The sequence below is a fragment of the Sphingomonas flavescens genome (assembly GCF_030866745.1).
GTDB lineage: Bacteria > Pseudomonadota > Alphaproteobacteria > Sphingomonadales > Sphingomonadaceae > Sphingomicrobium > Sphingomicrobium flavescens.
The window spans coordinates 838,665-858,518 of record NZ_CP133016.1 but is presented as its reverse complement, the minus strand read 5'-3'; the positions used below and the strand labels follow the sequence as shown (position 1 = coordinate 858,518).

21 protein-coding genes are annotated in these 19,854 nt (G+C 62.4%); 13 read left to right on the top strand and 8 right to left on the bottom strand.

The window, feature by feature from the left end; all coding sequences use genetic code 11:
* Window positions 1-3: 3 nt before the first annotated feature.
* The 5 genes from QU596_RS04355 to QU596_RS04335 all read right to left on the bottom strand — a co-directional run bounded on the left by QU596_RS04355 (window position 4) and on the right by QU596_RS04335 (window position 4,536).
* A complete protein-coding gene (locus tag QU596_RS04355; RefSeq protein WP_308517404.1) occupies window positions 4-1,044 on the bottom strand; it encodes a response regulator in 1,041 nt (346 codons plus the stop codon).
* A complete protein-coding gene (locus QU596_RS04350) occupies window positions 1,044-1,484 on the bottom strand; it encodes a response regulator (RefSeq protein WP_308517403.1) in 441 nt (146 codons plus the stop codon). The genes QU596_RS04355 and QU596_RS04350 overlap by 1 nt, the downstream gene beginning before the upstream one ends.
* Window positions 1,481-2,977 carry a sensor histidine kinase gene (locus QU596_RS04345; protein ID WP_308517402.1) on the bottom strand — a complete coding sequence of 499 codons (1,497 nt, stop codon included), beginning with the start codon at window positions 2,975-2,977 and terminating at the stop codon, window positions 1,481-1,483. The genes QU596_RS04350 and QU596_RS04345 overlap by 4 nt, the downstream gene beginning before the upstream one ends.
* A gap of 68 nt (window positions 2,978-3,045) precedes the next feature.
* Window positions 3,046-3,753, bottom strand: coding sequence for a metallophosphoesterase family protein (locus tag QU596_RS04340; RefSeq protein WP_308517401.1), 708 nt, complete (start codon window positions 3,751-3,753; stop codon window positions 3,046-3,048).
* A 3-nt stretch (window positions 3,754-3,756) separates the two neighbouring features.
* Window positions 3,757-4,536 carry a nucleotidyltransferase gene (locus QU596_RS04335; protein WP_308517400.1) on the bottom strand — a complete coding sequence of 260 codons (780 nt, stop codon included), beginning with the start codon at window positions 4,534-4,536 and terminating at the stop codon, window positions 3,757-3,759.
* A gap of 170 nt (window positions 4,537-4,706) precedes the next feature.
* Between QU596_RS04335 and QU596_RS04330 the strand changes: the two genes are divergently transcribed.
* Window positions 4,707-6,128 (top strand): MBOAT family O-acyltransferase, encoded by a 1,422-nt coding sequence (locus QU596_RS04330; RefSeq protein ID WP_308517399.1) that lies wholly within the window; start codon window positions 4,707-4,709, stop codon window positions 6,126-6,128.
* Window positions 6,103-7,290, top strand: a complete 1,188-nt coding sequence (locus QU596_RS04325) for a hypothetical protein (protein WP_308517398.1) — start codon at window positions 6,103-6,105, stop codon at window positions 7,288-7,290. Before QU596_RS04330 ends, QU596_RS04325 begins: the two co-directional genes overlap by 26 nt.
* Here the strand turns inward: QU596_RS04325 and argR are convergent.
* Complete coding sequence (gene argR, locus QU596_RS04320; protein WP_308517397.1) at window positions 7,282-7,734, bottom strand: arginine repressor; 453 nt, start codon at window positions 7,732-7,734, stop codon at window positions 7,282-7,284. The two genes, QU596_RS04325 and argR, sit on opposite strands and share 9 nt — an antisense overlap.
* Window positions 7,735-7,788: 54 nt before the next feature.
* Between argR and argC the strand changes: the two genes are divergently transcribed.
* Genes argC through QU596_RS04295 form a run of 5 tightly spaced genes read left to right on the top strand, consistent with a single transcriptional unit; the run spans window position 7,789 to window position 12,908 of the window.
* A complete protein-coding gene (gene argC, locus QU596_RS04315; RefSeq protein ID WP_308517395.1) occupies window positions 7,789-8,796 on the top strand; it encodes an N-acetyl-gamma-glutamyl-phosphate reductase in 1,008 nt (335 codons plus the stop codon).
* The gene (argJ, locus tag QU596_RS04310; protein ID WP_308517393.1) at window positions 8,793-9,953 is read left to right on the top strand and encodes a bifunctional glutamate N-acetyltransferase/amino-acid acetyltransferase ArgJ; all 1,161 of its coding nucleotides are present in this window, start codon (window positions 8,793-8,795) and stop codon (window positions 9,951-9,953) included. Before argC ends, argJ begins: the two co-directional genes overlap by 4 nt.
* Window positions 9,950-10,828 carry an acetylglutamate kinase gene (gene argB, locus QU596_RS04305; protein WP_308517392.1) on the top strand — a complete coding sequence of 293 codons (879 nt, stop codon included), beginning with the start codon at window positions 9,950-9,952 and terminating at the stop codon, window positions 10,826-10,828. Before argJ ends, argB begins: the two co-directional genes overlap by 4 nt.
* Window positions 10,825-11,676 (top strand): ornithine carbamoyltransferase, encoded by an 852-nt coding sequence (locus QU596_RS04300; RefSeq protein WP_308517391.1) that lies wholly within the window; start codon window positions 10,825-10,827, stop codon window positions 11,674-11,676. Before argB ends, QU596_RS04300 begins: the two co-directional genes overlap by 4 nt.
* Before the next feature lie 2 nt (window positions 11,677-11,678).
* Window positions 11,679-12,908, top strand: coding sequence for an argininosuccinate synthase (locus QU596_RS04295; RefSeq protein ID WP_308517390.1), 1,230 nt, complete (start codon window positions 11,679-11,681; stop codon window positions 12,906-12,908).
* Here QU596_RS04295 and argH read toward each other — a convergent pair.
* Window positions 12,897-14,303 (bottom strand): argininosuccinate lyase, encoded by a 1,407-nt coding sequence (gene argH / locus QU596_RS04290; protein WP_308517388.1) that lies wholly within the window; start codon window positions 14,301-14,303, stop codon window positions 12,897-12,899. The two genes, QU596_RS04295 and argH, sit on opposite strands and share 12 nt — an antisense overlap.
* 234 nt (window positions 14,304-14,537) lie before the next feature.
* Between argH and QU596_RS04285 the strand changes: the two genes are divergently transcribed.
* Together QU596_RS04285 and QU596_RS04280 are read left to right on the top strand one after the other, a co-directional pair.
* A complete protein-coding gene (locus QU596_RS04285) occupies window positions 14,538-15,479 on the top strand; it encodes a LysR substrate-binding domain-containing protein (protein ID WP_308517383.1) in 942 nt (313 codons plus the stop codon).
* A gap of 40 nt (window positions 15,480-15,519) precedes the next feature.
* Window positions 15,520-15,897, top strand: a complete 378-nt coding sequence (locus QU596_RS04280) for a hypothetical protein (protein ID WP_308517379.1) — start codon at window positions 15,520-15,522, stop codon at window positions 15,895-15,897.
* An 847-nt stretch (window positions 15,898-16,744) separates the two neighbouring features.
* On the opposite strand, the gene QU596_RS04275 is transcribed toward QU596_RS04280, so the two are convergent.
* A complete protein-coding gene (locus tag QU596_RS04275) occupies window positions 16,745-16,996 on the bottom strand; it encodes a hypothetical protein (protein ID WP_308517375.1) in 252 nt (83 codons plus the stop codon).
* A 1,217-nt stretch (window positions 16,997-18,213) separates the two neighbouring features.
* Between QU596_RS04275 and QU596_RS04270 the strand changes: the two genes are divergently transcribed.
* The 4 genes from QU596_RS04270 to QU596_RS04255 all read left to right on the top strand — a co-directional run bounded on the left by QU596_RS04270 (window position 18,214) and on the right by QU596_RS04255 (window position 19,241).
* A complete protein-coding gene (locus QU596_RS04270) occupies window positions 18,214-18,420 on the top strand; it encodes a cold-shock protein (RefSeq protein WP_308517373.1) in 207 nt (68 codons plus the stop codon).
* Window positions 18,421-18,542: 122 nt separating this feature from the next.
* The gene (locus tag QU596_RS04265; protein WP_308517369.1) at window positions 18,543-18,752 is read left to right on the top strand and encodes a hypothetical protein; all 210 of its coding nucleotides are present in this window, start codon (window positions 18,543-18,545) and stop codon (window positions 18,750-18,752) included.
* Between the two features lie 18 nt (window positions 18,753-18,770).
* Entirely contained in the window at window positions 18,771-19,031 is a 261-nt protein-coding gene (locus tag QU596_RS04260; protein WP_308517366.1) for a hypothetical protein, read from the top strand.
* Between the two features lie 21 nt (window positions 19,032-19,052).
* Window positions 19,053-19,241 (top strand): hypothetical protein, encoded by a 189-nt coding sequence (locus QU596_RS04255; protein ID WP_308517364.1) that lies wholly within the window; start codon window positions 19,053-19,055, stop codon window positions 19,239-19,241.
* The last annotated feature ends 613 nt before the right edge of the window (window positions 19,242-19,854 follow it).

Here is a 19,854-nt window from a genome sequence, read left to right as displayed (position 1 = left end):
AGGCTAAACGCTGCCGACGAGCACGGCGCGGCAGCCGCGGTAGGCGCGGTCATATTCGACCGCGCTTTCGAGGCTTTGCGCCATCGCCGCGATGAGGCGCGTGCCAAGGCCGGTGCCACGCGGGCCGTCATCTGTCAGGCCGCAACCATCGTCCTCGACCTCGAGCATGAAGCGATCCGGTCGCGGCGCCGAAGCCTGCCCGAAACGAACGCGGATCTCGCCGGGCTCGCCCTCGCCATAAGCATATTTGCAGGCGTTGGTGACGAGCTCGGTCACAATCACGCCGAGCGACACGGCCTTGTCAGTCTTGAGCTTCAGCGGTTCCGCGTTGAGCAGAATCGTGCGCGGGTTGATCGGCGACGACAGGGTCGCCTCCAGCTCTTCCACGATCGCGTTTAGATATTCGTCCATCGCGACGCTTTCGACGTCGCCCGATGTGTAAAGGCGACGGTGCACCTGCGCGATCGCCTGAATGCGGCGCTCGGTGTCCGCAAGTGCGGCCTTGGCGGCCGGATCGGTCAGGACGCGCGATTGCATCATGACCATCGTCGTGACCATCTGGAGCGAATTGGCGACGCGGTGATTGACCTCCCGCAGCAGGGCAGCAAGGCGCTCGTTGGCGGCGACGAGCTTTTGCTCGGCTTCTTCCTTGCCCTTGCGCATCTGCTCGCGGTCCAGCGCATGCTGAAACGCGCGTTCCAGAAGGTCGACGAAATCGTCACCAACCGACTTGACGACATAATCGGCGGCGCCCGCCTTGAGCGCTGCAACCGCGACCGAACTCTCTTCGGAGCCGGTGACGTAAATGACCGGTGGCGGGGCCGGCAGCTTGTTGATGGCGTTCAGCGTGGCGAGACCATCCATGCCCGGCATGTAATGGTCGACGGCGATCAGGTCGAACCGATCCTTGGTCGCGAGGTCCAGACCTTCGGCACCTCCCTCGGCGGTGACGACGTCGTGACCACGCCGGCCCAGCAATTTCTGGACCAGCCGCCGGGTGCCGGCATCGTCATCGATGTACAGTATACGCCGGGGAGACTTCATCAGCCGGCGTTATCCGGAACCTGGATCACCGACAGGAACAAGCCAAGCTGGCGGATGGCGTCGGCGAAGCTTTCGTAGTTCACCGGCTTCGTGATGTAGACATTGCAGCCAAGGTCGTAGCAGCGTTGGATCTCGACCTTGTCGTCGGTGGTGGTCAGGACGACCACGGGGACGCGGTGGAGCTTCTCGTCACCCTTGATCCTGGCGAGAATGTCGGTGCCGCTCATGTCCGGCAGGTTGAGGTCCAGCAGGACAAGGGCGGGCCCGTTGTGCGCCGGTCCTTCGGGCGAATTGAAGAGATATTCGAGCGCTTCCGTCCCATTCAGGAAGTGACGCAAGTCGTTCGAGATGCCCGCGCGGCGGATGTTTTTCTCGATAAGGCGCGCATGGCCCTCGTCATCTTCGATCATGACGATGCCGACGGGTTGCTGAGCGTTCACTGATCGCTTCCTTCTTTTGCGTAAGTGATTGGCAGATCGACGATAAATGTCGAGCCTTCATCGAGCGCGGACCGTATCGTTACGGTACCGCCAAGGCGGTAGGCAAGGGCACGGACGTGGGCAAGGCCAATGCCCTCGCCTCGTTGGTCCTGCGCACCGGACCGTCGGAAAAGCTCGAAAATGCGCTCGTGATCATTGGGATCGACGCCGCGGCCATTGTCCTCAATTTCGAAGATGGCGCGTTTTCCGGACCGCTGCCCGCGAACCTTGATGCGGCCCGGAACGCCGGGTTTCAGATATTTGGTCGCGTTCTCGATCAGGTTCTGGAAGATCTGCTCGACCGCCAGGCGATCGTGGTGAAGGTCGGGCAGGGCGCCCTGGACTTCCACCGTGGCCGACCGCTCGTCCATTTGCGTCGCGAGGCTGTTGACGATGTCGTCGACGACCCGCCGCATGTCGAGATGCTCTGGAGACAGTACGCGCCGGCCCTGCCGGGACAGGTTGAGAATGGCATTGATGAGCCGGTCCATCTTCTCGGTCGACGAACGAATGAACCCGATCGCCTCCGGCAGATCCTCGCGTGCATAGCGCGCTTCGGTGGTCACGAGCTGCGGCGCTTCGTTTTCGGCGCGGTCGAGCAGGTCGCCGACCGCCTTGTTCGCCGCTTCGAGCTCGGCGGTGAAACCCATCACGTTGACCAGCGGCGAGCGAAGATCGTGGCTGACGATATAGGCAAAGCGTTGGATCTCATCGTTGGCGCGCTGCAGGTCGGCTGTGCGCTCGGAGACGGCGGCTTCGAGGTCCGTATTGAGCAAATGCAGGCGATCGCGCGTGGCCGTGAGGTCGAGCGTGTAACGGCGCACGAGCCAGTAGGTCGCCGCGCCGACGAGCAGCAGTAAGAGGCCAGTGACGGCAAGGATGATTGAAAATTGCGTGCGGCGCCCGCTTTCGACAGACTGACGCCAGTCGAGCAGGCGCAATTCCTCGTCGCGTACGGCCTTTTCGAGGTCGCGGATCTGGTCGATCTGGCGGATCTTCACACGCTCGACGAATTCGGCGCGGGCGCTTTCGAGCTGGCCCGCTTCCGCGCGGGCCATCATATCGGTGGTAGTCGCGACCTGATCTTCAATCTTGGCGCGCAGTATCTTCAACGTTGCCTGCTGGCGCTGGTTATCGCTGGTGATGGACCGCAGCCGATCGAGGCGCGCCGGTATCTGGGCGGCATAGCGTCGCCGCGTCTCCGACCGGATGGGGCTGGGCGAGAGCAGGTAACCGCGCGTCGCGGTTTCAACGCGCTCAATGGCGAGTGACAGCGCGTCCAACTCATCGATAACCTGATACGTATGGCGGACCGCCGTGGTCGCGCGCTGGTTGCTGATGGCGCTGGTAATGATGACGGCGAAGGCGATCAGCAGCAGGCTGAACCCGACGATCATGGCGAGCAGCGCCAGCTGGTTGAAGCGCCGCGTGTCGAGGCGCAGGTCGATCGGCATTAGCTGTGGAACTCCCCGCGCTTGATGCGTGCCCTAATCGGGCGGGCACCGGGCAGCAATAGCGGGCGTTAGACCTCGATCAGCGCGTAGGGACGGCCGAACTTGGGCCGCACCACGAACTGCGCGCAGTTGTAGACCGGCTTCCCAAGCGGGGTGCGGCCTTCGTAGGTGCCGTGGTGGGCGTGGCCGTGCACGACCGCCTTCACGTGGTCGAAGCGGTCGATCGGCTCGGCGAGACGCTGAGATCCAAGATATTGGAAAATCTCCTCGGGCTCGCCGTCGAGCGTGTCGGGGACCGGAGAATAATGGAGCACCGCGACGCTACGGTCGGTGCGGATCGTGCGAAGCGCGTTTTCCAGCTTGCGCGCTTCCTTTTGCGCTTCGTCCACGAAGGCCTTGACGATGGGTTCGCCGAACGGCGCGAGCTCGCCGCGGCCGTATCCGCCGAGAAAGCCTTTCACGCCCGCAAAGCCGACGCCGTCGATTTCGTGCGCCTGCTCGTCCAGCAGGGTCATGCCGCCTTCGCACAGGATCTCTGCGACTTTTTCAGGCTGGCCGCATTCGTAATCGTGATTGCCGAGAACGCCGAGAACAGGGACCCCGCACGATTTGATGTCGTCAGCGAGAATCTCCGCCTCGCGCGTCTTGCCGAAATTGGTGAGGTCACCGCACAGCAAAAGCACGTCCGCGTGATTGGAAATCTCCACGAACATGTCACGATAAGGAGCTTCGTCCGTCTCCTGGACGTGCAGGTCGCCGATTGCCGCTACACGCATGATCTATCCGTATTGTTCTTCGAGATTGCCGACCGCCTCGGAAAAGCCCCATTTTTCGACGTCCATCGCATAATCGCGCGGCGAGAAGATGCGGCCGCGACAGACCTTCTTGCCCGGCCCCTTCACGTCAGACTGGTCGCGCAGGCGTTCGAGCAACTCGTCCATTAGCCATTTCGGGATGACGTTGCGCTCGCTGGGATAGACGAAGCGGAAATTGAGAAGGGCAATCAGCAGCACTTCCCAATAAAGCTCCATGTGACTGAGCAACTGCTTCCAGTCGATCGCCTCATGACATTTGAGGATCATGTGTGCGACGTCGGCCATGTCATAGCGGTGATGGTCCTGGACGAAGATCTTCGACCAGATGAATTGGGTAACCGGAACGAGCTTCACCGTGGCGCCGAACAGTTCCGTCTCGGGCGCATTGACGAACCATTCATCGGTGACGTGCGTGGTGACCGTCGGCATGTTGGTAATGACGTCGACGAACAGCTCGCCGCGGGTGATGCGGCTGAGCCAGCGCTCGTCGACGATCTCAACGTCGAAGCCATGCGCCTTGCAATGGTGGAGCATCTTGAGGGCATCGCCGGCCTTGGCGAAGACGTCGACGTCCTTGGTCGGACGGTCGAGCCCGGTGTAGCTGGCGAGCGCGTAGGTGCCCGACACCAGGAACGGGATGCCGGAGTCCGACAGGAGCTTCAGGACTTCCGTGTAGAAAGCCTCGGCCGCGGGCGGCGGGGTGATGAGCGGCGGCTTGCGCTCGAGCGTATGCACATTGTCCACGCGCACTGAACGGAGGGGATGAGGAGGGGGTTCCGCTAGTGGCGTGTTCACTTTCATCCGATTGTCGCGCGGTGTAAGAGACAATCGTTCCGCTGAGTGCCGCGGACGGGCGTACAGACGCGGGGGCGCTGTATGATCGATGGGGCAGGTGGGCGCGCGGTGCGCGTCCGATGATCTTCAATTCGCTGACCTTCGTGGTCTTCTTCGCGATCGTGATGGCAATGCATCATGCGCCGCTGTTCTCGTGGCATCAGAAGAAGATCAACCTGCTGATCGCGTCGTACCTGTTCTACGCCGCGTGGAACCCGCCCTTCGTGGTGCTGCTATGGATTTCGACGGTCGTCGACTGGTGGGCCGCGCAGTGGATGGTGCGCGCGAAGCACGAACGGACGCGCAAGTTGTGGATGGTGACCAGCGTCGTCGTGAACCTCGGCATGCTCGGCTACTTCAAATATGGCGGGTTCCTTCTGGAGAATTTCGTCGAGCTGATGAAGGCGGTGGGCGTCGCCTATCAGCCGCCGAAGTGGGACATCGTCCTGCCGGTCGGCATCAGCTTCTATACGTTCGCGACCCTGTCCTACACGCTGGACGTCTATCTGCGGCGAGCGAAGCCGGCGGCGCATTTTCTCGACTACGCGCTGTTCGTAACCTTCTTCCCGCACCTGGTCGCGGGGCCGATCATGCGGCCGACCGAGCTGGTCCCGCAGTTCGAGCGGCAGCCGAAGACCAGCCTGCATCAGATTTACTTCGGGCTGGCGCTGATTACCCTCGGCCTGTTCCAGAAGGTCGTGCTCGCCGACGGTTTCCTCGCGCCGGTGGTCGAGAAGGTCTACGATGCTCGGGAAGGCGTGCCGATGGCGCTCGACGCCTGGGTCGCGACACTGGCCTTCAGCGGGCAGATTTTCTGCGACTTCGCCGGCTATTCGAGCACCGCAATTGGTGTCGCCATGTGCCTGGGCTTCGCGATGCCCGACAACTTCCGCTTCCCTTATGCGGCGGTCGGCTTTTCGGATTTCTGGCGGCGGTGGCACATCACCTTGTCGTCGTGGCTGCGCGACTATCTGTACATTCCGCTGGGCGGCAACCGGCACGGGCCGGCGCGGACCTATTCCGCGCTGATGGGGACGATGCTGCTCGGCGGGCTGTGGCATGGCGCGTCGTGGACGTTCGTCGTCTGGGGCGGGTTGCACGGCACCTATCTGGCGATCGAGCGGTGGCTGCGGTCGCGGTTCGGCGGGTGGCGGCCGGGGCCGTTGGCGATCGTCGGGCTGGGGCTGCTCACCTATTTGCTGGTCAACATCACCTGGGTGTTCTTCCGCGCCAAGAACTTCACCATCGCGTCCAACATGCTGCAGTCGATGGCCGGCATGGCGGCGAAGCCGGTGCCGATGATCGCGCTGCTGCCGATGATTTACGCAATCGTCATCGTGACGGCGATCGTCGGCACGCACTGGGCAATGCGCGACAGGACGCTGGAGATTGCCGTCGAGCGGACACCGTCATGGGTGGTCGGCGGTCTGCTGGGGCTAATGGCGATCACCATCGTTGCTGAACAGGGGAAGGGCAGTGCCTTCATCTACTTCCAGTTCTGATCCGCCCAAGGGCGTCCTTCGCCGCGAAGGTGCGCTGCCCGCGGGGCTGCGGCTGACCGCGTCGGACCGGCCGGGTGAAGCACAGCCGGTGCCCACGCGCGATGTGCCGCGTCATCCCTGGGGCGGGATCGCACTGTCGGCACTGATCATCGTGACGCTGGGAGTCACCGCGATCGAGGTGAATGCGCGGCGGATTGGCCTCCATGCGGGCGATATCGACAATAGCGAGGTCGAGTGGGTGAAGGAGCGTGCGCGGTCGGAAGGCGCGGCGGTCGCGATCGTCGGGGATTCGCGCATCCTGTTCGATACCGACCTGGCGCGGTTCGAGCGGCTGACGGGCGTGCGCCCGGTCCAGTTGGCAATTCACGGCACGTCCGCGCTGACCTTGCTGGAGGACGTCGCCAGCAATGAGAATTTCCATGGCCTGCTGATCGTCGGGCTGGCCGACACCATGTTTTTCCAGCCGTTCGACGGCTACGGCGGCTACGTCCGCCACCGCAACGACTTCAAGTCACCGTCGGGGCACATCGGGATCGAGATCGATCACTTTCTACAGCGCCGGCTGGCGTTCCTGGATTCCAATTACCGGCTAAGCGTGCTGGCGCATCGGCTCGATCCCGATTTCCGCAAGGGCGTCGAGGGGCCGAAGGACGACATATGGAAGATCCAGGAAGTCGGCGAGCGGCGCCAGACCTGGATGTGGGACCGGATCGAGCAGCCGGGGGCGCTGCAGGACCATGCGCGCTGGGCCTGGAAGGGTTTCAAGGAGAAGTTCCCGTACACGCCGCAGCTGATCGCCAAGGGTCAGGCGCGGGCGAAGGCGGCCGTCGACAAGATTCGCGCGCGGGGCGGCGAGGTCGTGTTCGTGCGGCCGCCGTCCGGGCCACAGCTGCGGGTCAACGAAGAGGCGCAGGTGCCCAAGGCGAAGGGTTGGGATGTCCTCTTGCGAAATACGCGAAGCGTCGGTGTGCACGTCGACGATCTGCCGGCGAGCGTGCAGAACTTAACGCTGCCCGAATATTCGCACCTCACGCGCAAGTGCTCCGTGGTGTTTACCGACGCCTATGTCCGGCGGCTGACCGAGCTCACGCACCGGCTCAAGTTGCGGGCGGATGCACCACCGCCGCTCACCCGCGCCAACTGCGTTTCGCCGTCAAGCTGACGCGGCGCGCAGTTCTTCCGTCAGCGCACTTGCGGCGGCGGTCGTTGTGCAGGCAATGAATATCGTGTCGTCGCCGCAGATCGTGCCGACGATTTGCGGCAGGCTTGCCTCGTCGAGCACCACGCCGACGAGGTGCGCCGAGCCTGGCGGGGTCTTGATGACGACGAGATTGCCGGCCGGATCGATGGAGCGGACGAAGTCGCGGAAGACGGTGGCGAGGCGTGATCCGGAGGCGGCGCCATTGTCCGGCAGTACGTAGCCGAGTTTTCCATCGCGGCGCACCCGGACGGCGCCAATCTGGTCGAGATCGCGCGAGATGGTCGCCTGCGTGACCGTGAAGCCCAGCCCGGCGAGTTGCTCGCACAATTCGTCCTGACTGGCGCGCGGTCCGGAACGGATCACTTCCGCAAGCGCTTTCTGACGACGTTCCTTCAACTCGGTCATCGCATGAATATGCATTGGGTTGCATAAATATGCAATCGCGTGAATAGGGCGCCGATGATTCGGACAGCAATCCTTGGAGCATCGGGCTATGTCGGCGGCGAGCTGCTGCGGCTGATCGCCGCGCACCCCGAACTGCGCGCGACGACGCTGTTCGGCGACAGCAAGGCTGGGCAGGCGCTCGGGGCGGTCCATCCGCATCTGGCGGCGGCTTATCCCGATGCGGTTGTCGAGAAGTTCGGCGAGGGCTCGCTCGACGATGTCGATCTGGTCTTCGCCGCGCTCCCGCACGGCCACAGCCAGCGGCTGGCGGCGACGATCCTCGACAAGGGTATCCCATTCGTCGACCTCGGCGCGGATTTTCGGCTCGACGATGGCGCGACCTATGAGCGCTGGTATGGGCATGCACATGAGGCGCCGGAGCTGCTCGGACAGTTCGTCTATGGCATTCCCGAGCTGCATCGCGACGCCATCAGGCAAGCCAAAGCTGTCGCCGCTGCAGGCTGCTACGCCACCGCCGCAATCCTTGCACTGAAGCCGCTGGTCGAGGCCGGCGTGGTCAAGGCCAACAGCCTGATCGTCGATGCGGCTTCGGGCGTCAGCGGTGCCGGCCGCGAGGCGAAGGAAGCGACAGGCTTCAGCACGGTCGACGGCAGCTTCTCCGCTTACGGCCTGCTCAGCCACCGCCACACGGCCGAAATGGAGATGGCCACCGGCGGCACGGTTCTGTTCACGCCGCACCTGGTCCCGATGACGCGAGGCATCCTGGCGACCTGCTACGGCGAGGCGACCGGCACATCCGACCCTTTGCAAATCTTACGCGACGCTTATGCCGCGGAGCCCTTCGTGCACGTTACGGACCAACCGCCCGCGACCAAGTGGGTGAGCGGCTCGAATGGCGTGCAGTTGACGGCGCGCTATGACGAGAGGACCGGGCGCGTGGTCGCGCTGTCGGCGATCGACAATCTCGGCAAGGGCGCGGCGGGTCAGATGATTCAGTGCGCAAATTTGATGCTCGGCCTCGACGAGACGGCCGGGCTGACGACGATCGGAGTTTACCCATGAGCATTACCGCGGCGGAAGGCTTCGTCGCTGCCGGCTGTCACGCCGGCATCAAGCGGCGCAAGTTCGACATGGCGCTGATCGCGACCGACGACCTGCAGCCCGTGCCCTGCGCGGCGGTGTTCACGCAGAACAAATTTGCCGCGCCGCCGGTCGAATTGGACCGTGCGACGCTGGCGGCCAACGGCAACAAGGCCGCGGCGATCATCGTCAATTCGGGCAACGCCAATGCCGGCACCGGCAAGCCCGGTTACAAGGACGCGCAGTTGATGGCCGCGGCGACAGGTGAAGCGCTGCAGGTCGCCAACAGCCATGTGCTGGTCTGCTCGACCGGCATCATCGGCACGCCGCTGCCGATGGAGCCGATCCTGACCGCGACGCCGCGTCTCGCGAAAAAGCTGTCGGTCGAGGGCGCGCACGATGCGGCGCGCGGCATCCTGACCACCGATCACGAAGCCAAGGAAGTCGTCGTCCGCGGTTCGACCTTCACGCTCGGCGGCATGGCCAAGGGCTGCGGCATGATCGCGCCGAACATGGCGACGATGCTCGCCTTCCTGACCACCGACGCCGACGTGCCGCTGGCGGTGATGCAGAAGGCGCTGAAGGCGGCGTCGGACGCGACGTTCAATACGCTCAACGTCGACGGTGCGACCTCAACCAACGACACGGCGATGCTGCTGGCCTCGGGCAAGCGCGGCAAGGCCGATCCCGACGAGTTTGCCAATGCCCTGCTCGCCGTCTGCCGCGACCTGACGATGAAAATGGCGCGTGACGCCGAAGGCATGACGCGGATCGCGCATCTGACCGTCACCGGCGCGGCGAATGAGCAGGAGGCTCGGATCGCCGCAAAGAACATCGTTGAGAACAATCTCGTCAAATGCAGTTGGTACGGGGGTGACCCCTATTGGGGTCGGCTCATGGCCGCGGCAGGGTCCGCCGGTGTGGACATGAACGTCGACAAGAGCTTCGTCGCTTATGGCGGCATCAAGGTCGCCAAAAGCGGCGTCGGCATCGAGCATGACGGTCAGGCGCTGACCGAGCACATGATGGGCGACGAGGTCGAGATCGAAGTCTTCCTCGGCGCGGGCAAGGGGTCGGCGCGGATGATCGGGATCGATCTCGGCCCCGGCTACATCAAGGAAAACAGCAAGACGTCATGAAGATTGTCCTTCTTCCGTCAGAGATCGCGACCGTGTTGGTCGAGGCACTTCCCTACATTCGCCAGTTCGCCGGCAAGTCGGTGGTGGTAAAGCTGGGCGGCGCGGCGATCGACCGCGAAAGCGACCTTGCGCTGGCGCAGGACGTGCTCCTGCTGCGAAGCGTCGGCGTGCGGTGCGTGCTTGTGCATGGCGGTGGGCCGCAGGTCGACACCATGCTGCGCCGGGTCGGCAAGCAGCCGGAGTTTCGCGACGGCCTCCGCGTGACTGACGCCGAGACGCTGGAAATCGTCCGCATGGTGCTGGTCGGCAAGATCAACCGCGATCTGGTTTCGACCATTAACAGTCAGGCGGGTGAGGAGCCGGTCGCGGTGGGGGTGTCGGGCGAGGACGCCGGCCTGTTGACGGTGACGCCGGCCGACCCCTCGCTCGGCTTCGTCGGCAACGTCACCGACGTTCGCGCCGAGCTGATTCACCGCCTGCTCGACGATGGGCTGACCCCTGTCATCTCGACGATCGGTGCGGACGCCGACGGCCAGCCCTATAACGTCAACGCCGACGAAGCCGCGCGGGCGATCGCGGTGGCAATGAACGCGGAGAAGATCGTTTATTTGACCGCGGTGCCCGGGCTGCTCGAGAACCCAAAGGACGAGACCACTTTGATCCAGCGCCTGACTGCCGAAGAGCTGCGGGCACGGCTGGGTAGCGACAGTATCGGCAAAGGCATGATCCCCAAGCTAAAGGCCTGCGCCGACGCGGTCGAGCAGGGGGTCAATTTCGCCCACATCATCGATGGCCGCGTCAATCACTCGCTGCTGATCGAGCTGCTTACCGACCATGGCGTCGGCACCATGATCACGCGGGAGAAAGTGGCGTGAGGCACCTGCTATCGATCCGGGACCTCGGCCAGAGCGACCTCAACCGCATCCTCGCGCTGTCCGAGCAGCAGCCGGCGCCCAAGGTGCTGACGGACAAGGGCGTCGCGCTCTATTTCGAAAAGCCGAGCGCGCGCACGCGCAACTCGATGGAACTGGCGACCGCGCAATTGGGCGGTCACCCCGTCTACATCCAGAAGGATGAGCTTGGTTTCGGAACGCGCGAGAGCGTGCCCGACCTGACGCACACGCTCGCTTGTTATCACGCGATCATCGCGGGGCGGGTGTTCGACCACGGCCTGCTCGAGGAAATGGCGCGGGTGAACGCGGCGCCGGTGCTCAACATGCTGTCGGCGACCGACCATCCGCTGCAGGCGCTGGCGGACCTGCTAACGATCAAGCAGCTGCTCGGCCGTATCGAAGGCGTAAAGGTCGCCTTCATCGGTGAGGCGAACAATGTTTCGCGCTCGCTCGCGGAGGCTAGCGCGCTGGCGGGTGCTGAGTTCGTCATCGCCAGCCCCGAAGGCTACGGCTTCGGCAACGCCGACGTGCAGGAAGCGCGCGACCCGGCGGACGCGGTCGAAGGCGCAGACATCGTCTACACCGACGTGTGGGTGTCGATGGGTGGCGACGACAGCGACGAGCGCCGCGCGGCCTTCGAGCCCTATCAGGTCGACGAAGCGCTGATGGAGCGTGCGCCGTCCGCCCGGTTCCTCCATTGCCTGCCCGCGCGGCGCGGCGAAGAAGTCACCGCGCCGGTCATTGACGGATCGCGCTCAGCCGTCTGGCGGCAGGCGGAAAATCGCATGCACACGGCGCGCGGCGCCATGCTCTGGATGCTGGAAGGCTAAGAATGAAGGCTATCAAACCCAAGGTCGTGCTCGCTTATTCGGGCGGGCTCGACACCTCGATCATCCTCAAGTGGCTGCAGACGCAGTACGACGCGGAGGTGATCACCTTTACAGCCGACCTCGGCCAGGGCGAGGAGGTTGAGCCGGCGCGCCGCAAGGCTGAGATGCTGGGCGTAAAGCCGGAAAACATCTTCATCGAAGATTTGCGCGAGGAATTCGTCCGCGACTTCGTCTTCCCGATGTTCCGCGCCAACACGCAGTACGAGGGCGACTACTTGCTCGGCACGTCGATCGCGCGCCCGCTGATCGCCAAGCGCCAGATCGAGATTGCGCGGCAAGTGGGCGCCGATGCCGTCTGTCACGGCGCGACCGGCAAGGGCAACGACCAGGTCCGGTTTGAACTCGGCTATTACGCGCTGGAGCCGGACATCCGCGTCATCGCCCCGTGGCGCGAATGGGAGTTCCAGAGCCGCGAGCAGCTGATCGACTTTGCCGAAAAGTACCAGATCCCCATCGCCAAGGATAAGCGTGGGGAGTCGCCCTTCTCGATCGATGCCAACCTGCTGCACTCGTCATCCGAAGGGAAGGTGCTGGAGGATCCGAGCGCGGAGGCGCCCGAGTACGTCCACCAGCGCACGATCTCGCCCGAGGAAGCGCCGGACAAGGCGACGACGATCACCATCGATTTCGAGCGTGGCGATGCGGTGGCGATCGACGGTGAGGCGCTATCGCCGGCCGCGTTGCTGACCAAGCTGAACCAGCTCGGCCATGACAACGGCATCGGTCGTCTCGACCTCGTGGAGAACCGCTTCGTCGGCATGAAGTCGCGCGGCGTGTACGAAACTCCGGGAGGCACGATCCTGCTAGCGGCGCATCGCGGCATCGAAAGCATCACGCTCGACGGCGGCGCGATGCACCTCAAAGACGAGCTGATGCCGAAGTACGCGAGCCTGATCTACAACGGCTTCTGGTTCGCGCCGGAACGCGAAATGCTGCAGGCCGCGATCGACAAGAGCCAGGAGCGGGTCACCGGCCAGGTCACGATGAAGCTCTACAAGGGCAATGCGACGGTCATCGGCCGGTCGAGCCCGCAGTCGCTCTACGACCAGGACCTCGTCACCTTCGAGGAAGGCAGCGGCAGCTACGACCACCGCGACGCGGCGGGCTTCATCCGCTTGAACGCGCTCCGCCTGCGCACGTTGGCGCAGCGCGACCGGCGGTCACCGGCCTAGTTCGGCCTTCGCCTTCGCGATCTGTTCACGGACGCGGGCAGGGGCGGTGCCGCCGTAGCTGGTGCGGCTGCGGACCGAGGCATCGACGCTGAGTACGTCGAACACGCGCTGGTCGATGCGGGCGTCGATCGCCTTGAGGTCATCAAGCGGAAGCGCGTCGAGTTGACAGCCGCGCTCCTCGGCCAACTTCACGGCGCGACCGGTGATGTGATGCGCTTCGCGGAACGGAACGTCGGCCTCGCGCACCAGCCAGTCGGCGAGGTCGGTCGCGGTTGAATAGCCGTGCTCAGCAGCGGCGCGCATCCGCTCGGGCACGAAGGTAATCGTCTCGACCATGCCGGCCAGCGCTTCCAGCGACAGCATCAGCAGGTCGAAGGCTTCGAACACCGGCTCCTTATCGTCCTGCATGTCCTTGGAATAAGCGAGCGGCAGGCCCTTCATCGTCACCATTAGCGAGGTGAGGCAGCCGAGGATGCGGCCGCTATGGCCTCGCACCAATTCCGCGGCGTCCGGATTGCGCTTCTGTGGCATAATGGACGAGCCGGTGGAGAATTGGTCGGAGAGCTTCACGAAGCCGAACTGCGGGCTCGCCCAGATGATCAGTTCTTCGGCGAGGCGCGATAGATGCAAGCTGCACTGCACGGCGGCCGAGAGGTAATCAAGCGCGAAGTCGCGGTCGGAAACGCTGTCGAGGCTGTTGGCAGTCGGCCTTTCAAAGCCGAGGGCTTTCGCCGTTGCTTCGCGGTCGAGATCGAAGCCCGTGCCAGCCAGCGCCGCCGCGCCGAGCGGATTCTCGTTCATCCGCGCCCGCGCGTCCGCGAAGCGCGACACGTCCCGGCGGAGCATTTCGTAATAGGCCATCAGATGATGGCCCAGCGTCACTGGCTGTGCGACCTGAAGGTGGGTGAAGCCCGGCATCACCGTTTCGGCATGCTCGTCGGCGCGAGCGACAAGTACGCCTTGCAGCCCCTGGATGGCCTGAACGGCGGTTTCGCAACTCGTGCGAACCCAGATTCGAAAGTCGGTCGCGACTTGGTCGTTGCGCGACCGGGCTGTGTGCAAGCGGCCAGCAGCTGCGCCGATCAATTCACCGAGCCGGTGCTCGACGGTCATGTGGATGTCTTCAAGCTCGGCGCGCTCGGGCACCCCGTCGCGCTCATATTCCGCCGCGATCTGGTCGAGGCCATCGAGAATCGCCGCGGCGTCGTCGAGGCCGATGATCCCCTGATCGCGAAGCATTCCCGCATGGGCCTTCGACGCGGTGATATCTTCACGCCACAACCTTTTGTCGAAGCCGATCGAGGCATTGATCCGCGTCATCAGCTCGGCGGGACTGCCGCCGAACCGGCCGCCCCAGGTGCGCTGTGCTTCGACTTTGGAGGTCTCGTCGCTCATCCGGTGCCGCATGGCGCAAGGTCGCCTTCAGGACAATCGCTTCCTTGCGGACACGATTAACCATTCCGCATCTGCGAATGCCTTTTTCGCAATTGCAGCAAAATGGGCTGCGGCTAGGTTGGGGATGTCACGCGAGTGACTCTCTCCAAGTGACGCGTTACCAAGGAGCCTTCCCACTCTCTCTCCCGGGAAGGCTCCTTTTTCGCTTGCGCTACGCGCGAAACGGTCCCTACGATGTTGCACTGCACAACGTCGGAGGTCGACTCGGTGCGAAGATTGCCGCCCCTCGGATCGATCCAGGCATTCGTCCAGGTCGCGCGCCTTGGCTCGCTGAAGGCCGCCGCCGACGCACTGGCGCTGTCGTCCCCCGCGCTGACCCGTCGCATTCAGTCGCTGGAGCAGTTTGTCGGCGCTGCATTGTTCAGTCGGCACCACAATGTCGTTGAGCTCAATGAGCGCGGCCTCGCCTTCCTCGAGGAAATCGGGCCGCACCTCGATGCCATCGCCACCGCGGTAGAGCGGGTCAGCGAGGACCAGCGTTCTACGCGGATCCGGATCGCGGTGCCGTCGCTGTTCGCCGCCCAGCGGCTGGTTCCGGCGCTCCCCTCGCTCCGGCAGCTGCACCCGCAGTTGATCGTCGACGTGGATACCGGCGCCAATCGCCTTCCGCGTCTCGATAGCGACGTCGATGCGGCGATCGTCATCACCGATGCCATCCCGGACCGTTACTACGCCCGCGCACTGGAGCAGGGGCGAATCGTCGCCATCGGCTCGCGGGAATTGCTCGAGGAACGCGAGCCAGTCAGATCGCCAACGGACCTGCGACGCCTGCCGATCCTGCTGCACCGCGAAATGCCGGGCGCGTTCGACGAATGGTGCCGGGCGGCGGGTTTCCCGGGCGTCCGTCCGGCCAGCATCACGCATTATGACGCAGGCCAGCTCATTCTCGATGCTGCTGCCGCTGGCTTGGGCGTGGCCTTCATGCTGGAGAGCCACCTCAATTCATCTTCCGACGATCGGTTGGTGCGCATCTTCAACCAGACTGCCGCAAGTCCCTACGCCTATTGGTTCGCCTGCCCGCCAAACGCGCTTCAGCGGCGGGGTGTTCGCCAGTTCCACGATTGGGTCGTGAGCCATTTCGCGGCACCGGAGGAAGCTGCGGTCGTCAACGGCTGATTGCATCGACGGCGGGGGCTCCTTGGTGATAGGCAGCCGCATGCGGCCGACTCCCTTGATCCTGCTGAGCCTGATCGCTGGTTGTACTGCGCCAGCACCTGAACCGTTCCCCGGACCGTCACCAGAGCTTGCAGGTCGCACCGCGGGGCCGGCGCAGCAATGCATTTCCGTCGAACCTTCGTCCGGTCTGCGGACCGCAGAAGGCGATCGGCATACGTTGCTTTCCGGCAGTGGCCGCGTGATCTACAGTAATTCGCTCGGCCCGCATTGCGGCTTCGGGTGGAACGACATTCTCGTCTTCCAGCCGCTCGGCACGCAATATTGTCGCGGCGACATCGTGCGCTCGGTCGACCGGACCAGCGGCATCCCAGGACCAAGCTGCGTCCTTGGGGACTTCGTCCCGCACACACGTATCTGACCGGCTGGCGCACCCGGCACGAATATGATGGGCACTCAAATCACTGGGAAATTTGCGTCCCGCTGCCATCCTAACGTCAGGTTTGCGCCCTTCGCGGTCATTCGGCGGCGCAGTTGGTGATCCCGAAAACGGCGATTCGTTCAGGCAGGCGCTAGTGTCCGCTTTCGACCCAAATTGGACATTAGGTCAGGCGCACAGGATGTGATACTTAGCGCTATCGGACGTGCCTGTTGTTAAGCATCCGTCCGGCTGAGAGACCTAACGGCGCTCCCGCTTGCTCACGGGAGAACCGAAATGAATCTAAACTACCTTTATGATCGACGTGGCACATCCCTTGGAATGGCCGCTAGCGCCGGCCGTGACCCAAGCCGAGCGGCTGACGAAGGTTCAGTCGCGGGATACTATTCGCAAGATGCAATCTCGGCCGCACAGCGCAGAGAAAAGAGACCAGTTTATCGACTCGAGACATCGTTGGCTTAGTAATAGACGTTCTGGTGCTTCTGGTGCCCGCGATCACAATCGCTTTTATCGCGATCAGAAGAAGGGCTCCGAGCCGTTCTCCTCGCCACAAGGGCTAATTAAAATGAGTTGTTAGAGCCGGCATGTAAAACGGACCGCGGAAGATGCCGCGTCCTAGCTACTTCTGTCTGCCTTACACGCGTCGGGGTCGCCTCCACTCTGGTCGATCATGGACTCAACGCGCTCTAGATGTTCTTTGAACTCAGCGGCCTCCCGGTCATCCCCGCGACGCTTGGCCTCTTCCATGAACGCGACGCAATCGCGTTTCATCCGATAAAGATTGTTCAGGAACTCTTCTTTTGTCGGGGAGGTCATCGTCGCAGTTGCCCTAGCGCTTCTCTGGTATAATCCGGATCGCGTCGATTGGGCTGGGGCTGGCGTGCATCATGTCGGTCGCATCAGCAATCAACACGTCCAACTTGTCGCTATCAAAGCCTGGAAAACCCGGACGAAGCTCTAACGCGGTTTCGACACACAGGACGATGCGCCTTTCGCCCTCCTCGACGTCCCATTCATGCCAGGATTGTAGAACGTACCGGTCATTGTCGGCTCTTGCCGAAGCTTCGAGCTCGGGGTTCACGACGTCCTCCCCTTGGGCGAATCCCTAAGCAGGTCTCGATTTGGGCTCTCGTCGGATTTTGACACGCTCAATTCTCTGTCTCGCTCAAGGGCATCAACGAGGTCGGAGGCGCGGACCTGCCGAGACACCGTCCCAGTTTTTGTTGGAATAATCAGCGTCGTTGATGCCCGCACATAAGCTGTCGAAATACCGGCCTCTAAAGCTCGCTCTGCCGTTTCGACTTCATAGCATCCGGCGGGATATACGTCCGGGTCGTTGCCTAGCTTGAATGGCTGACCGAGAACTATGTGTCGCGATGAGTAACGCTCCGGCGCTTCTAAGGCGTTTCGCCGATTGCCGACCGGTCTTGCGTGGAAGTCACTCATAAGTGCCACTCGAAGGCTGGATCGGCATACGCCCAATGAGGGCCGTCACGAGTGAAAGGCCGCCATCGCTCCCCACCGCAACCTGGAAAGGCCGCCCGCCCAGTTCATCATTCTCCGTATTGAGAAACACTATGCCTGCTTCGGTGGTGCCGAAGCGCAACCAAGCGCACCTCAGGACTAGGTCTCGGCGTCTCTTTTCGTCTCTCGACAGCAACCGAACGACGCGTAGCTTCGGATACCGGTGCGCTCGCGCGTTGCCGCTTCTCGGATTCTCGGAGGCCATGTTCGATGCTCCCAATTCAGCGGGAGCTTTCCAAGCACTCTCTGTCACCGTCAGGCTGAGACTGAAGACGGCAATAGATGCTCATTACGCCCAATTTCGGGAATCTCCTAACGTCAGCTTTCCACCCGAAGCGCACAATTACTGCCTTGCTCTCCGCCGCTTGGCGGGATCGATTCAGTGTATCTAAAGGCGAACTGGATGCCGCGGGGATTCACCCTCACTGGTCAACTTCTTTTTGAAAACCCAACCAGTTTCTAGCGTTGCACCAGCGCACCACGCCTGTTGCGAATGGTGTAGCACCCAGAGACTCCCTGGATCACGCAAATCGTCGATTGACCGTTCCTAACTTCAAAGGGCGACGAAAGAGCCCGTTCGATCGCCCACGCATATTTAGACGCCCCGGCTTCTTTCAATTTTGAGTTGGTAGACTATGTAGGGTTCTGCTGAACGTCGCCTGCGACGGATGATGGGCCGCCTCGGCTCCTCCCTTTGTCCCTTTCTAGCTTCAAGACGCCGGGATGCGCCGCTTTTGGCGCATGCCCGTCACATGGGATAAAAGGAAACCCATCATGATCACCGGAACCGTCAAATTCTTCAATAATGACAAGGGCTATGGATTCATTGCCCCAGAAGACGGCAGTAGCGATGCTTTCGTCCATATCTCGGCGGTCGAGCGCGCGGGCATGGCAACGCTCAACAAAGAACAACGGGTCTCCTATGAACTGGAGACTGACCGGCGGGGCAAGACATCGGCAGTGAACCTGCAGAACGCATAACAAAAACTGGCGGATGCCCGTCATCCGCCCTTACCCCTCCGGCCTGAGCCATTCGGTAAAGGGCTAATGCATTCGTGCCGCTCTGTCGGCTGCGAATTGTCAGCCCATTATGAGAGGTTGTTATGTCCAGAACCCCCGTAGCACCATTCCTGATCACCAAGGACGAAGACGGAATGTTTCGGATCACCATCAGGACAACGCGGTTCAATTCGCAGAACTATCCTCTCGTAACTTCAAGTTTGCAGCCTGAGCTGTTCAAGAGCGCGATGGCGGCACGAGCGCATGCCAAGCAGGAGTTCGGCGCGGAGACTGATCAGTTCGCGTCCAAATGACATGAAGGAGAAGCTTGCGTGAGCGAACGGGAGCATGATCTCACCGCGCAGCAGATGTTGGAGGCGCAGGAAGCGCTCGATGTTGCTGCATTCAACGGCATCCTGAGCTTGGCCATCGTTCTACGCAAGCGAAGGCTGCTCACAGACGGTGAGACGAAGGGCTTGCATGACATCATGAGCAAACCGCTTTCGCTCGCAGGCAATGCAGATAACCCGGTTGTTCAAGATGCCCAGCACAATCTTGATCAGCTGTTTGCACTCGTAGTTGAGCGTCGCTGAGCGCCTGCCTCGGAGTACGGCATGACCACTCAGAACCGGCCAGACGAAATTACGTGCCTTCGGGTGCTCCTTGGCAAATTGAAAACCGGCACAACGAGCCATTTTGACGATAACGAAAAAGGCCAGCTTACACGGCAGACGACCGCCGAGAACATTGAACGGATAAGGCTCCGTATCGCCGAGCTAGAATTGAGGCAGGACGGTCTCTAGAGATTACGCGAGGACGCATCGACTCTCGTTGAATAGTCAGCATTTCCACCCGTTGCGGGAAAACAGTCGCATATATCGGGTACGCCAAGAACGAGCCGGTCACGACCAAAGTCTGACCTTTCTGGTCGCCTGCCACAGTTCAAGAGGCCGAACGCGTGATTGCTCGACGATCGTTGCGGCATCCGCGTCGTTGATTGCGCTAAATTCCGAAACCAAGTTGAAATTACCGCCACCGTCGTGACCGAAGAGACGATAATGAAACATTGTTGGCTCCTGACGAGACCGCGCTTGCGTGTGCAGCACAATACGAAGGTACAGCGCTAACCTTTCGAATGTGTGTCGCTACCGGTCTAGCATGTCGGCGCTTCCCTCATCCGGCAAATCAGCGAAGTGTCGGCTTTCAGGCTCTTCGAGTTACGGCGAGCAATAATCAGGGCGGAGACAAGCATGACATTCGGCCCTGGTGGCATCCGACGATTTCGACACTGAAGATGAGCCGGAATGCATCAGTTAATGAGCTGAGCTTCCCTTAAATGACGGACGAGCGTGCGGTTAGCCACTGAAATAATACCGACACGCTTATTGTCCGACATTTTCTGTTGCTATTGTCAAC